This is a genomic window from Pseudomonas sp. UTLPPB19802 (assembly GCF_059730225.1).
Map to the genome: position 1 here is coordinate 3277725 of NZ_AP048545.1, position 14085 is coordinate 3291809.

Here is a 14085-nt window from a genome sequence, read left to right on the forward strand (position 1 = left end):
TTTTTAAAACTATCACATCGAACTGGGGCGAGCACAGAGTAGTGAGGTGCGTGGGCCAGTGAAGCAGCCCCTGACTATCAATCTGGCTGCTGATGAGGAGGAGGCTTGAATGTCGCCCATCTCTCCGTGAGAACGGGAGGCTAGGCTTCCCGTTCTGTTGAACATCAGGCTTATCAGCTACCGGCTCCGGCAGTCGGCTTATCCAGTACTGAATCCATCCTTTCGGCAGTTGCCAGCCCCAGCTCACCGAAGCCAGACCTAGTGCAACGCAAGCCATTGCGGCCAGCAGTGCCGAGGTCACCGGGGGTACGCCCAGACGCCGGGCGATGATCGCCTTCGGCGGCGAACACGGCGGTACCGGCCAGGTCTGCAAGCAACACCACGTGTTCGACTCGGGTCTTCAAGGAGGTAGGGCTCCTCTTTGGCCGGGGCGGCGGTACGACAGCACTAGCCGGTGCGCAGAAGGTTGCAGGCTGAATCGGGAGTCGGTTCAGCGGCTGCTATCCCGTTGTTTGCGTATGGGGCGGAGGATTGTTGACGCCAGAATGATGGCAAATTAACATTGTGATATTACTTTAATATCATTCATGCGAAAAACGGGCTGCCTGTCTCTTCATCGAGACGACTGGGCGGCCCGTTTTTTGTGTGGCGCGCCGAGATTCCTGACATGGACATTCGTCACTTCGCCTTCCTCGCGAATCAGCCTTCTGCGTCCCTGAAAAAACGTGAGCACTTTTGGGGACTGCCGAAACGTGGGTTGGCCTTCCTGCTGGCCAACGTCATGTTCTGGCAGCCGCTGTGGGTGCAGGCGGATGGAATCGTGGTCAGTGCACCGGGGACGACGCTCGGTCAGGCGGGCAACGGCGTGCCCATCGTCAACATCGCCGCACCGAACGGCAGCGGCCTGTCGCACAACCAGTTCCACGACTATAACGTCGGGAGCCAGGGCGTCATCCTCAACAACGCCACCGATCGCACCCAGTCGACGCAACTGGGCGGGATCATCCTCGGCAACAGCAACCTCAACGGGCGTGCCGCCACCACGATTCTCAACGAGGTCAATGGCGGTAGCCCGAGCCAACTGCGCGGCTACACCGAAGTGGCGGGTCAGTCGGCCCATGTGATCGTCGCCAATCCCTATGGCATCACCTGTAACGGCTGCGGCTTCATCAACACGCCGCAGGCGACGCTCAGCACCGGCAAGGCGGTGATTACCAATGGGCAGGTTTCGGGCTACCAGGTCGATCAGGGCAGTGTCTCGATTGAAGGCGCAGGCCTGAACGCCAACAACCTCGACCGCTTCGAGATCATCACCCGCTCGGCCAAGCTCAATGCCGAGATCCAGGCGAAGAACCTGACCATCGTTGCCGGTGCCAACGACGTCGATGCCAAGACCCTCAAGGCCACTGCGCGCGCAGCCGATCCGGCCAGTGCTCCGCAACTGGCGATCGACTCCTCGGCCCTGGGCGGCATGTACGCCGGGGCGATCAAGCTGGTGGGTACCGAAGCGGGGGTCGGGGTCAAGCTCGACGGCAAGATGGTCGCCAGCGGTGGCGACATCCAGCTCGATGCCAACGGCCACCTGAGCATGGTCGACGCGGCGGCGACTGGTGCGGTCAACGTCAAGGCGCAGAGTCTGGAAGCCAAGGGGCCGGTCTATGCCGGCACCACCCTGGACGTGAAGACCACCGGCGACCTGACCAGCCAGAACAACCTCGTGGCCAAGGACCGCATCACCCTGGGCAGCGGCGGCCAACTGACCAACAACGGCATCATCGAAGCCGGGGTCAACGCCGATAACAGCCGCAACACCGCAGGCGACGTCAGCGTCACCGCACAGAACTTCACCAACACCGGCAAGAGCGTCATCGCCAGCCGCGACCTGACCATCACCACCCCCCAGGCGCTGACCAACCAGGGCGGTACCCTGAGCGGCAAGCGCCAGGTCACGGTCAGTGCCGGCACCCTCGACAACCAGAACCAGGGCCGGGTCCTGAGTTCGGACAGCCTGAACCTGACCGCCGATACTGCGCTGAACGGGCAGGGAGGCCTGATCAACAGTGTCGGCCAACTGACAGCGACCCTCGGCCATCTGAACAACAACGGCGGTGAAGTCTCCAGCAAGGCCAGCAGCACGCTGATCCTCGGCACGATGGACAACCTCACCGGCCTGGTGATGGCCGAAAACACCCTGAGCCTCACCGCCACCGATGCCATCAATAACCAGAACGGCGTCCTCTCCGGCTGGCAGGGCCTGACTGTCACCGGCACCCGCCTGGACAACCGCAACAACGGTACCGTCTCCAGTCGCAACGGTGATGTCGGCGTCACCCTCAGCGGTGCGCTGCTCAACAGCCAGGCCGGTGCCGTGGTCAGCCAGAAGGCCCTGACCGTCACGGCCGACAGCCTCGACAACAGCGATCAGGGCGTTCTCTCCAGCGGCGCTGCCCAGAAGCTGACCGTCACCGGCCTGCTCGACAACACCCAGGGCGGCTCCATCACCAGCTCGGCCACCCTGACCCTGCAAGCGATGGCCCTGAACAACGCCGGCACGATCAGCGCCGATGATGCCCTGAGTTTCACCGGCACCGACCTGGACAACAGCCACGGCACTTTCACTGGCAATGCCGGTGTCACCCTCGACCTGCTCGGCACCCTGACCAATAGCTACGGCAAGCTCTCCAGCGCCGGGCCGTTGCTGGTCCAGCGCAGTGCGCAGATCAACAACCAGCACGGCGGCATCAACAGCAAGGGCCTGCTGACCCTGCTCACCGGCAGCCTGGACAACAGCCAGCAGGGCACCCTCGGTGCCACTGACACGCTGTTGATTACCGCTAGTGGCAACGTCGACAACAGCGCCGACGGCCTGATCGCGAGCCGCAATGCCGACCTGCAACTCAACGCTGCCAGCCTGGGTAACGCCAAGGGCTCGCTGCAGGGCAAGGGCGCAGTCACCCTGGATGTCGCGGGCGACATCGACAACCAGAGCGGCAAGGTCATCGCCCAGGACGGCGACCTGACCGTCACCGCAGCCAACCTCGACAGCCGCAGCGGCCTGTTGTCCAGCGTGAAGGGCGCCTTTGAAAGCCACATCGTCGGCGTACTGAAAAACGGCTACGACCTGAGCAACAACAGCCAGGGCGGCACGATCCAGGCCCAGCGCCTGGCGCTCAATGCCTTTGGTGGCATCGACAACAACGGTGGCCGCATCGCCGCCCAGGCGGGCGACGCGGTGCTCGATGCCCGCAGCGGCAACATCGACAACCGCAACGGTGGACTCTACGCCACTAACCTCGTGCAGGTCAGCGGCAACGACCTGGACAACAGCGGTGACCAGGGCGGCAAGATCAGCGCCAGCGAGATCAGCTTCTCCCTGTTGGGCAAGCTGAACAACCGCAAGGGCATCATCGAGAGTGGCAGCACCCTGTCGACCACGGCGGCCAGCCTGGACAACCAGAATGGCCAGCTGCGCTCGTTGGGCCGTAGCCTCAAGACCGTCTTCGCCATCGGCGGTTTGCTCGACAACAGCAACGGCACCCTGGAAACCGCCAACACCGATCTGGGGCTGGACGCTGGCAGCTTCCGCAACCAGGGCGGTAGCCTGCTGCACGTCGGTACCGGGGTCTTCGGTCTCTCCATGGCCAACCTCGAGGACGTTGGTGGGCGCCTGGTCACCCACGGTGACCTGACACTCGATGGCGACAGCTGGACCAACAGCACCTCGATCCAGGCCGAGCACCTGACCGTCAACGTCAACCACCTGACCCAGACCGACGGCGCTCAGCTCCTGTCGACGTCGGGCCTGAAGGGCCGGGGGATCGACTGGACCAACGATGGTCTGTTCGGCACCGACGGTGCCCTCGATATCGACCTGAGCGGCCACTACGCCGGCAAGGGCCGCCTGAGCAGCCTTGGCACTCTGGATTTCCACGCGGCGCAAGCCGAACTGCAGGACACGGCGAGCATCGCCGGTGGCGGCGATACCACGATCAACATCGATGCCTTGCTCAACAGCGCCGGGCGCGTGACCTCCAGCGGCAACCTGAAGCTGACGGCGACCGGTGTGACCAACAACGGCACGCTGGGCAGCGGCAAGGACCTGCTGGTCACCACCGGGGCGCTGGTCAACGACCAGGGCCTGATCTCCAGCGGCGGCGACATGCAGTTGCTGGCCAGTAGCTTCACCAACCGTTACGCGCAGGTCTACAGCCTGGGGACGGCGTTGATTGCCCGCGACACAGCGGGGACCAAGGCCGATCTGCTGGATAACCGCTCGGGGGACATCGAGAGCATTGGCAAGCTGACGATTGCGGCGACCACCGTCAATAACGTCATGGATGTGCTGGAGTACACCGAGCATGAAAAGAGCGCCACGGGTATTACCCGGCTCTCCTGCACGCTGATTCCCGGTGCCGGTTGTGATGATCGGGGTGGTGGCCGTATCAACGGCCTGTGGGAACTGGCGGAAACCGATCGCCTGAATGTCACCCGCAGCACGGCGGCCGCGAGCCTGACCAGCGGCGCCGACCTGGCGATCGACACGCAAACGCTGAACAACACCAGCAGCACCATTGCCGCCACCGACAATGTGCAGGTCAACGCCAGCACGATCAACAACAAGGGCTTGCAACCGCAGGAAATCAAAACCACGCGCCGCTACTGGAGTTTCGTCAACGAAACCGGTGCCGCGGCTGGTGCTGCCGCCACGTTCAACGCCAGAAACAACCCGACGCCTTCGGCCTCCTACGGTTCGGACCTGGGGGCATTCTTCCGCTGGGCGACCGTCGACCTGGGGGGGACTTCAGTCACCACCAATACCAGTGACAAGTCCTACGATGCCATCATCCAGGCTGGTGGTAATGTCACGCTCGATGCCGATAACAAGATCAACAACAGTGTGATCCGGCCCTTCTATGAATATGTCGCAGCCGGCCGCACCGCCGCCGACACCGGAACGGGCAACGGTTATTCGACTGCGGTCTATATCAACGCACAGCTCCCGCCAGATCTGGCCCAGCAACAGATCAATCCGGTGTCTCTGCCTGGCTTCAGCTTGCCGACAGGCCAGAACGGCCTGTTTCGTCTGAGTGGGCAGGGCAGCACGGCCCCGGCGGCCAATCAACCGCACGTGCCGGGCCTGCCCGACACTTCGGCCAGGTCCAATCCGCAGAAATACCTGATCGAAACCAACCCGGTGCTCACCGACCTCAAGCAGTTCATGAGTTCGGACTACCTGCTGTCCAACCTGGGGTATGACCCGGACGCCAGTGCCAAGCGCCTGGGCGATGGTTTCTACGAGCAGAAACTGATCCAGCAGGCAGTGACGGCTCGTACCGGCCAGCGTTTCATCGATGGGCAGACCTCCGATGATGCGATGTTCAAGTACCTGATGAACAACGCGGTCGCCAGCAAGCAGGCGTTGAATCTGCAACTGGGCGTCAGCCTGACCTCCGAGCAGGTCGCGGCGCTGACCCACGATATCGTCTGGATGGAAAACCAGACCATCAACGGTGAGCAGGTCTTGGTACCGGTGCTGTACCTGGCCAATGCCAATAACCGCCTGGCGGACAATGGCGCGCTGATCCAGGGCGCTGATGTAAGCCTGATCGCCGGCAAGGACCTGGAAAACGCCGGCACCCTGCGGGCCAGCAACAATCTGAAGGCGACCGCCAGCAATGACCTGGTGAACAGTGGCCTGCTGGAAGCTGGTAATCGCCTTGATGCCTTGGCGAACAATAACCTCAGCAACAAGGCCGGCGGGATTATTGCCGGGCGCGACGTGAGTGTGGCTGCTGTCACGGGGGATGTGCGCAACGAGCGAACGGTGACCACGCATCAGAGCTCTGACGGCCTGGTCAGCAATCGGAAGGATTTTGCGGACAATGCTGCGCGTATTGAGGCGAGCAATGACCTGAGCGTCAAGGCTGGTCGTGACGTAGCCAGCCTGGGCAGTGTGCTGCAGAGCGGGCGCGACACGCAGATTACGGGCGGGCGTGATGTCAGCATAACCTCGGCCGAGCAGGCCAGCAGTGTCCGCTATGACAACTACGCCAGTGCCCAGGTGACTCAGTTGAGTTCGACCCTGAGTTCCGGGCGCGATGTGTCCATCAGCGCCGGGCGCGATCTGAGGAGCACTGCGAGCCAGATTGATGCCAAGCGCGATGTTGCCATGGGCGCGCTGAATGATCTCACACTGTATTCAGCCGCGAATGAAAGTAGCTACAGCGGTTGGAATAAGAAGTATCGGGGGGAGGAGAACCATAGCAGCCAGGTTTCCAGCTCGGTCAATGCTGGCGGCAGCCTGATGCTGACGGCGGGCAACGATCTGAGGTTGGTGGCCAGCCGAGTGACATCGGGTAATGAGGCTTATGTTTACGCAGGTAATGATCTGACGCTGGAAACGGCAGCAAACAGTGATTACTCCCACTACTCCAAGACAAAAAAAGGCTCTTGGGGCAAGAAGTCATCGACGATGACGGAAAGCGGCAGTGAGCAGGCTGTTTCTTCGGTTATCGAGGCGCAAGGGAAGACCACGATTGCTGCTGTTAATGACGTGAATATCACGGGCTCAACCGTTAACAGTGAAAAGGGTGCTCTGGTTGTTCAAGCTGGCAACGACGTCAACTTGAGCGCAGCGCAAAACAGCCAGTTCAACGCTTCGGCCAAGTCGAAGTCGGGTGGTTTCGGATTCTCCAGTACGAGCAAAAAAAGCAGTGACTCTTCCAGCAGCACATCGCTGACAGGGGCAACGCTTAGCGCGGATACGACGCTGATTCAGGCTGGGCATGATCTTGTCGTTTCCGCCAGCAACGTGGTTTCTACAGAACAAACCGATTTGCAAGCCCGCAACGACATCCGCATTGAGAGTGATACCGAAAGCTTCAGTGCACAACATAGCCAGTTGACCAAGAAGTCTGGCTTGATGAGTTCTGGCGGTGTAGGCGTGACTTTGGGGTCTTCCAAGAATACCTATACGCAAAGCACTGAAACCAAGACAGAAAAAGCCAGCACTGTTGGGAGTGTGCTGGGTAACGTCAATATCACTGCTGGCAAGGACCTAAGCATCAAGGCCAGCGATGTGGTCGCTGATAAGGATATCAACCTCGCTGGGCAAAACGTCCACATCACTGATGCTGCCAATACCAACTCAACTCGATCCGCTCAGACGAGTAGCAAGAGTGGTTTGACGCTGGCGTTGTCCGGTGTTGTTGGAGAGGCGGTCAATACGGCAGTACAAACCGTCCAGGCCGCCAAACAAGAGGACGACTCCCGTCTTGCGGCACTGCAAGGTATCAAGGCCGGTTTGTCCGGCTATCAGGCTTGGCAGGGAGCCCAGGCACTGGAGTCTGGTGCACAGACCGGTAGCTTTGTGGGCATTTCCCTCTCACTGGGAACGCAGAAATCCAGCTCCAAGCAGCTCCAGGAGCAGAGCGTCAGTCAAGGAAGCAGCCTGACGGCTGGTAAGGACCTGACCATCATTGCGACAGGGAACGGGCAGCCGGGCTCGACTGCTGGAGATATTTCGGTCGTCGGAAGCAAGCTGCAGGCCAGTCATGATGTATCGATGACTGCCGCTCGGGACATTGAACTGGATGCGGGAAGTAATACACAGAAACAGGAAGGCTCCAACAAGAGTGGCGGTGGCGCGGTTGGTATCAGTCTGGGAGTGAGTTCCAGTGGTGCGGGGCTAAGTATCTTTGCTAGTGGAAACAGTGGTGTCGGCAAGGAGAAAGGCAATGGGACTGCCTGGACAGAAACCACTGTCAATGCTGGTAATCAACTGACCCTGAAAAGTGGCCGTGATACTACGTTGGAAGGCGCGCAGGCTACGGCCCAAAAAGTGGTTGCCGATGTTGGTCGTAATCTGGCCTTGACCAGTCTGCAAGACTCCGATCGTTTTGACTCCAAGCAGACCAACGTTAGCGGTGGCGCCAGCTTTACGTTTGGCACCATGTCTGGCAGTGCCTCGCTCAGCATCAGCCAGGACAAGATCAAGTCGAACTTCGACAGTGTTCAGGAGCAAACCGGTCTGTTTGCTGGTAAAGATGGCTATCAGGTTACCGTCGGGGAGCATACCCAGCTCAATGGTGCGGTAATAGCGAGCACATCCACTGCCGATCAAAATAAGCTGAGTACTGGAACACTGGGTTGGACCGATATCGGTAACAAGGCTGACTTTACCAGCCAGCACCAAGGAATCAGCGGCGGGACGGGTGGCAACACCGGTTCGATGTTCATGGGCAACATGGGCAGCATGCTGTTGGCTGGAGCGAACCACAGTGGTCATGACAGTAGTACAACCTACTCGGCGGTCTCGGCGGGTGAGATCAACATCCGTGACAAGGACAAGCAAGAGCAGGATGTCGCCACGCTGAGCCGTGATGTCGAGCACGCGAACAATGCTCTGAGCCCGATTTTTGACAAGGAAAAAGAGCAGAAACGTTTGCGCCAGGCCCAACTGATCGGAGAGATCGGTACCCAGGCAGCAGACATCATTCGTACTCAGGGAGCGATTGAGACAGCCAAGGCGCTGAAGGATCCTCAGAAGATCGAAGCGGCGCGCCAGCAATTGGCCGATAAGGGCAACACCAATCCTACAAACGAGCAGATTGCCAACCAGATTACCAATGTTGTCATGCGTGATTACGGGACGGGGGGTAATTACCAACGTGCCGCGCAGGCTGTTACGGCTGCGATTCAGGGGCTGGCTGGTGGCAACATTGCTCAAGCGTTGGCGGGTGCTTCGGCTCCGTATCTGGCCGGTATTATCAAGGAGAGCACCGGCGATAACCTCGAAGCCAGAATCATGGCCCACGCGGTTCTTGGCGCGGTCTTGGCCAAGTCCCAGGATGGTTCGGCGTTGGCTGGAGCCGCTGGCGCCAGTATAGGTGAGCTGCTTGCAACTCAGCTTTATCCAGGCAAGAAAGCCAGTGAGCTGAGCGAGGTTGAAAAGCAGAAGATCTCGGCGTTGTCGACGCTGGCCGGTGGTTGGGTGGGTGGCCTGATTGGTGGCGATTCGACCAGTGCCATCGTGGCAGGCAACACGGCGAAGAACGCTGTTGAGAACAACGAAATATCTTTCCCGCTGAGTGATAGCTTCGGTGCGGCCGCAGCTAGTTGGGACACCTATCTGGTTCAGCAGGGAGCGACTCCAGAGGAAAGAAGCGAAGCTCAACGAGCGCTTGCGAGAGGTGATGGGTACAGGGGGCCAGGTCACGACTTTGTCGAGGGCTGGGCGTATGCTTCTGGAGCTGCTGGCGTTGCTTTGGTGCTTCCAGAATTGGCCATGGGGTGTGGGCTTTCTCCTGCGTTGTGCAATGAAGTGGCTATCATTGCGGCAGAGATGGGAGCAGGGCAGGCAGCGCTGGGCGGTACAGTTCTAGGAACATCTGGTCTTGGAGCTTTGGCGCTTAATAAGGAAAGTCTACTTGAAAGTGCAAGTCTCAAGTTAAGTCAGTACATTGGTGGGCTTGGTAAGTTTAAGCCAGCCATGGCTATCGGGGCTGCAGATCCTTTGACCGGATATGTTGTTGTTGCAAGTAATGGGGATGTTCCTGCTAAAGTTGCTCCAGAATTGATGGCTTATGCGGAGCGCTTGGGGGGATTGGGTGTTAAGACCTCTTGTGGTAATGTGCTTGGTCGTTGCGCTGAATTTAGAGCGGCTAATGATTTGATGCTGCACAATCCAGATCTCAAGGTGTCGGATATTGTATTTACGCCAGCTATTCGTCCTAGTAAGAATGAAGTTCGTCCTCGTTGCGAGAATTGTGTAAATATTTTTGGGGTTGAATGATGGAAATGGATGATGATTTTCTGAGTGATCACGACTTGGATTGGTTTGCTTCTAGTTACGATGGTTCTATTTTTCATTTTTCTACGGGAGGAAGAGGAGTCGTACCGTTGGAAGTGAGGTCATCACTTTCTAATTATGAAGCCCTTTATGAGTATTTTGAATCGCTGCCTGAAAATTTTGATGCTGAGGTTATTGAGTCGAGGCATCCTCGGTTTAACGGTGATGGGCAGCGTGATTGCTATTTGAAGGGCTTTGCTGCGATGGCGAAGAAGGGGTTGTTTAGCTATGATGCTGATTTGGATGGTGAGGTTGGCGATAGTGATGGTTATGTTTTAATGGCAAAGCCCAATGTTGGTATTCGCTACCTCGACTTACCAGATAGCATAAAGGATATGATCTGTGTTTTACCCTTGGAAATCTCTCTGTATCTCGGTAGGGATGCTTTTTTAAAAGAGCGTAGATAGGCGAAGCGGGGGGTATTTTCTGAGCCCCTTGCTACTCTAAAAGCTTCAACGGAAGGAGGCTTCAGGTATGCCCAGGATGGGACGTATTGTTTTACCAAACTACCCGCACCATGTAGTACAACGCGGTCATAACCGTCAGATAGTGTTTGGGAGAAATGGGGACGGATTTATTTTCTGCTGCTGGGAAATAAATCCGTCCCCGTTTTCAGATCTGTCTTTTTTTTGGGATTATTCCTTTGGTGAGCCATTTCCAAATAGTTGCTCAAATGTTCGTAATGAGGACGGGGTTGACTTGCTGTCGAGTCTTTTGGTGGATGGTGGTGGAGTCTCCTGTATTGAGACTGTTCCGTGGATTGATAATGGTCTTTTGGCGATAAAGCAGGTGCGGTCTGGAGATTTGAAAGAAGGTGACTGGATACGAGAATGTTGGGGGGCGGTTTTTAGTATTGAGGGAGTCAGGATATATTTTCTCTATGATGAAAATTGTTTCGTGGATATGAGCCTTGATAATTTTGAGAGCGCTTTGTCGGAGTGGAAAGAATTTATTGTCTCCGGCTGCCCTTCATCGGGGCAATAGCTGCTTTTCTGCATCAAGCCATCCCCAGCTTTGTGCAGTTTTCAAGTTTCTGATTTGATCGATGCTACTGCGAGAATCTACACCGTCAGTTATCGGTCGACGGCGTTAGTTGCGTATATTCGTGAGGGCGGGGGATCGAGACGCTAGCTGTCTTTCATCTGTGATAACGGTCTGGTCACGTGCTCCAGCGACCGCCGTTCCGCCGCCACCCCCAGATCGCCTGCACCCCCGCCGCCGCAATCATCAACGCCGCCCCGATCAGGTAGCCATACAGCACATTGGTCCGTTGCCCGGTTTCGATCAGTGCGCCGAACAGCGTCGGACCGATCAAACCGCCCAGGCCGGTGCCGAAGGCGTAGAACACGGCGATGGCCAGCGCGCGGATCTCCAGCGGAAAGGTCTCGGCTACGGTCAGGTAGGCCGAGCTGGCCGCCGCCGAGGCGAAGAAGAAAATCACCACCCAGGCGATGGTCTGCTGGGTGGCGTCGATCAGCTGCTGCTGGAACAGGTAGCCGCTGAAGCATAGCAGCACGCCGGAAATCAGGTAGGTGCTGCTGATCATGATGCACCGGCCGACCACGTCGAACAGACGGCCGAGCAGTAACGGCCCGCAGAAATTGCCGAGGGCGAAGGGCAGCAGGTACCAGCCGATATGGGCCGAGGGCACGTCATAGAAGTCGGTGAGCACCAGCGCATAGGTGAAAAAGATCGCGTTGTAGAAGAACGCCTGGGCGGTCAGCAGGGTCAGGCCGACCAGCGCCCGGCGGCGGTGGTCGACGAACAGGCTGTGGAACACCTCGCGCAAGAACAGAAACGGGGACGGATTTATTTTCTGAACCGTTGAGGGAAATAAATCCGTCCCCGTTTTTCTTTTGCTGGGGGCTGCGGTGGTATGGGGCCGATTGGTATTGGTTGCCAGCTATCGATGGCAGCTGGCGTGGCAAACCCGGTGACGGGTGCCGAGGCGACCACAGGGGAGCGGATTGGTTGGTTTGCGCAGGCTCTGTTGAACATCGTGGGTCTTAAGAGCACCATTGTTAGTGCTAGTACGAAAGATGCGCTGGCAGGTGCTGGTGGAAACTGGAATGTTTTAGATGAAGTTGTTAATCCTAGTGTCGTGAAGCAGGTCACTCCTACATCCTGTGGTGCTGCATGTGGTGAAATGCTGTTGAAAGATCGAGGGGTGTTCGCTTCTCAGGTTGATTTGGGGACCGAACTCACTTCTATGCATTCATTGGCAAATAAGCTAAATAAAGTTGATTCTGGGTGGGTTGGTAATGCTGTGGATAGCTCTAGTTTTAATGCGCTCAATAGGACCGGTACGTGGAGTGCTATGATGTGGGACTCTGGAAGCAGAGTTGGGCACTGGGTCGTGGTTAACGGGGTCGATGATGTGGGGCGCGTAGTTGTCAAGGATCCATTTAATGGTGCCCAGTATAAGATGGAGGTAGATAAATTTAAGGAGGTCTGGAATGGTCATGCAGTTTATAAGCAATAGTGTTGTTGTTCGCGCCATTGTTATTTTTGAAGCTGGCTCGAAGGTAGTGTATTCTTTTGATGTGGATGGTGTTGGATGTGAATTTGTTGGGAAGTTGAAGGGCGAGGGTGGCATAAAAGGTGTTGAATATAGTGAGGAATTAGAAGATTTTTTGATGGGGCTCATGCCTGTTGATCAAGGAGTCTCTAAGAAACTTGTGGCTTTGACTTGGGCTTGTGCTGAAGGGGGGAGGGTTGAATTTCCTGTGCCTCTCATTTAATTGTAACTTTTTGTGGGAGCGGTGACTGATAGAAACGGGGCACAAAAGAAACGCAAAAGAAACGGGGGCGAACAGAAACGGGGACCAGAAACGGGGACGCAGAAAAACGGGGACGGATTTATTTTCTGAACCGTTGAGGGAAATAAATCCGTCCCCGTTTTTCTGTGGGGGCGATTGGCATTGGTTGCCAGCTTTCGATGGCAGCTGGTGTGGTAAATCCAGTGACGGGAGCCGAGGCGACCACAGGGGAGCGAATTGGTTGGTTTGCGCAGGCTCTTTTGAATGTGGTTGGTTTGAAAGCAACCGTTTCGGCAAATGGTATAAAGTCAGCATCGGAGGCCGAGAGAGGACTTGGTGGTACCAGCGGTCATGAGTTTGCCGAGACCGTTACAGAGGGGGGGAGTGGACAGGCGCTCGCTGGCCACGGTGTGATGAACGGCAGTGGCGTGTCAATGCAATATGTTTCTCCTGAGGGCACATTTGTTATTTCTCCACGGCCTGGCATAACTATCTCTGATTCAACTGGTAAAATTTTGGAGCAGCTTACATCGGTAGAACAGTTGGAACATACTATTAAGAGTGGGGTGGCTCCAAATGGATATATTCTCTCTGATCGAAATTATGCGGATCTTCGGAATTATCAGGTGACAAAGCCTGGTGAGGCTGGATATAATTATACTTTGCTTAGCCCAGGTTTTCAGGGTAAGCCTCTGAATATATTGAGTAATTCAACTACAACTAACGCGCCGACTCAGCTTTCAGAGTTTTTGGAGCCAAATATGGGTTGCGTTTTCTGGGCTGCTTGCACTCAGCCCGTTCCATACATACCGTCGAAGTAGTGATTATGAATAAATTCAATGTTTTTCCCGACTTGACTGAATATTCTTATGGGATAACGCCTTGTATTTTAAAAGGGGTGAAAAATGTTGGTTGGATTGATGTTGGGTCTGAGTTTTCGGTGGGAGATATGCCGGCTTCAACTTTTAGTAAGTTGAAGTCTCTTGTCGATGGCGCTGGTTGTGTTAAGCCTCTTGTGGAGCCGCTTCGGGAACTTCCTGTTTGTGAATTATGTGGTGAGATTAAGCTGTTTGGGTCTTCTGGGAGATTGATACCTGATTCTGGGCTTTGGATTCCTGGGCGTGAAGTTGTCTATGCGTCTCCTGTAACGATTCTCCATTATATTGAGGTTCATGGTTATCTTCCTCCTGTAGAATATATTTCTGCAATTGATGCGTTGGATGAAAATATTCCTTTTGTTGCAGATGACGTATATAGAGAAAGGTTGTGGCATAGCGAGTGGGGTAGGTTATCGGCTGAGGAGAAGATGAATATTGCTAAAGTAAATAGCGAGCGAATGTCTGGCGGAAAATCAAATTAGGCTGGCCGGGAAGGGCGGAGGAGCTGGGGCAGATTTTTTTGGGGTTTATGTTCAGCAGTAGAAACGGGACGGGTTTATTTTCTGACCCATTTGCTACTCTGAAAGCTTCAATGGAA

The 14085-nt window shown here is 56.4% G+C and carries 7 protein-coding genes and 2 pseudogenes; 7 read left to right on the forward strand and 2 right to left on the reverse strand.

Annotated features, from left to right (window positions below):
- Positions 1–173 precede the first annotated feature (173 nt).
- Positions 174–404: a hypothetical protein gene (locus AC6I6U_RS14745; RefSeq protein ID WP_497882638.1), complete on the reverse strand. Its 231-nt coding sequence runs from the start codon at positions 402–404 to the stop codon at positions 174–176.
- Positions 405–667: 263 nt separating this feature from the next.
- Between AC6I6U_RS14745 and AC6I6U_RS14750 the strand changes: the two genes are divergently transcribed.
- The 3 genes and pseudogenes from AC6I6U_RS14750 to AC6I6U_RS14760 form a co-directional block, all read left to right on the forward strand.
- A complete protein-coding gene (locus tag AC6I6U_RS14750) occupies positions 668–9793 on the forward strand; it encodes a hemagglutinin repeat-containing protein (RefSeq protein WP_497882639.1) in 9126 nt (3041 codons plus the stop codon).
- A gap of 5 nt (positions 9794–9798) precedes the next feature.
- On the forward strand, positions 9799–10257 hold the full coding sequence (locus AC6I6U_RS14755; protein WP_497882640.1) for a hypothetical protein: 459 nt from the start codon (positions 9799–9801) through the stop codon (positions 10255–10257).
- A gap of 67 nt (positions 10258–10324) precedes the next feature.
- Positions 10325–10420, forward strand: a pseudogene (locus tag AC6I6U_RS14760) (transposase); the annotation flags it as partial.
- A gap of 557 nt (positions 10421–10977) precedes the next feature.
- Here the strand turns inward: AC6I6U_RS14760 and AC6I6U_RS14765 are convergent.
- Positions 10978–11639, reverse strand: a pseudogene (locus tag AC6I6U_RS14765) (MFS transporter); the annotation flags it as partial.
- Between the two features lie 87 nt (positions 11640–11726).
- Here AC6I6U_RS14765 and AC6I6U_RS14770 point away from each other — a divergent pair.
- The 4 genes from AC6I6U_RS14770 to AC6I6U_RS14785 all read left to right on the forward strand — a co-directional run bounded on the left by AC6I6U_RS14770 (position 11727) and on the right by AC6I6U_RS14785 (position 13969).
- Entirely contained in the window at positions 11727–12332 is a 606-nt protein-coding gene (locus tag AC6I6U_RS14770; RefSeq protein WP_497882641.1) for a cysteine peptidase family C39 domain-containing protein, read from the forward strand.
- The gene (locus tag AC6I6U_RS14775) at positions 12307–12591 is read left to right on the forward strand and encodes a hypothetical protein (RefSeq protein ID WP_497882642.1); all 285 of its coding nucleotides are present in this window, start codon (positions 12307–12309) and stop codon (positions 12589–12591) included. Before AC6I6U_RS14770 ends, AC6I6U_RS14775 begins: the two co-directional genes overlap by 26 nt.
- Before the next feature lie 197 nt (positions 12592–12788).
- Entirely contained in the window at positions 12789–13430 is a 642-nt protein-coding gene (locus AC6I6U_RS14780; RefSeq protein ID WP_497882643.1) for a putative adhesin, read from the forward strand.
- 5 nt (positions 13431–13435) lie between these two features.
- A complete protein-coding gene (locus AC6I6U_RS14785; RefSeq protein ID WP_497882644.1) occupies positions 13436–13969 on the forward strand; it encodes a DUF7919 family protein in 534 nt (177 codons plus the stop codon).
- The last annotated feature ends 116 nt before the right edge of the window (positions 13970–14085 follow it).

Coding starts and splice junctions, on each gene's coding strand:
- AC6I6U_RS14780 (WP_497882643.1), top strand. CDS start 12,789: ATGGCAGCTGGTGTGGTAAATCCAGTGACGGGAGCCGAGGCGACCACA.
- AC6I6U_RS14775 (WP_497882642.1), top strand. CDS start 12,307: ATGGTCATGCAGTTTATAAGCAATAGTGTTGTTGTTCGCGCCATTGTT.
- AC6I6U_RS14770 (WP_497882641.1), top strand. CDS start 11,727: ATGGGGCCGATTGGTATTGGTTGCCAGCTATCGATGGCAGCTGGCGTG.
- AC6I6U_RS14750 (WP_497882639.1), top strand. CDS start 668: ATGGACATTCGTCACTTCGCCTTCCTCGCGAATCAGCCTTCTGCGTCC.
- AC6I6U_RS14755 (WP_497882640.1), top strand. CDS start 9,799: ATGGATGATGATTTTCTGAGTGATCACGACTTGGATTGGTTTGCTTCT.
- AC6I6U_RS14785 (WP_497882644.1), top strand. CDS start 13,436: ATGAATAAATTCAATGTTTTTCCCGACTTGACTGAATATTCTTATGGG.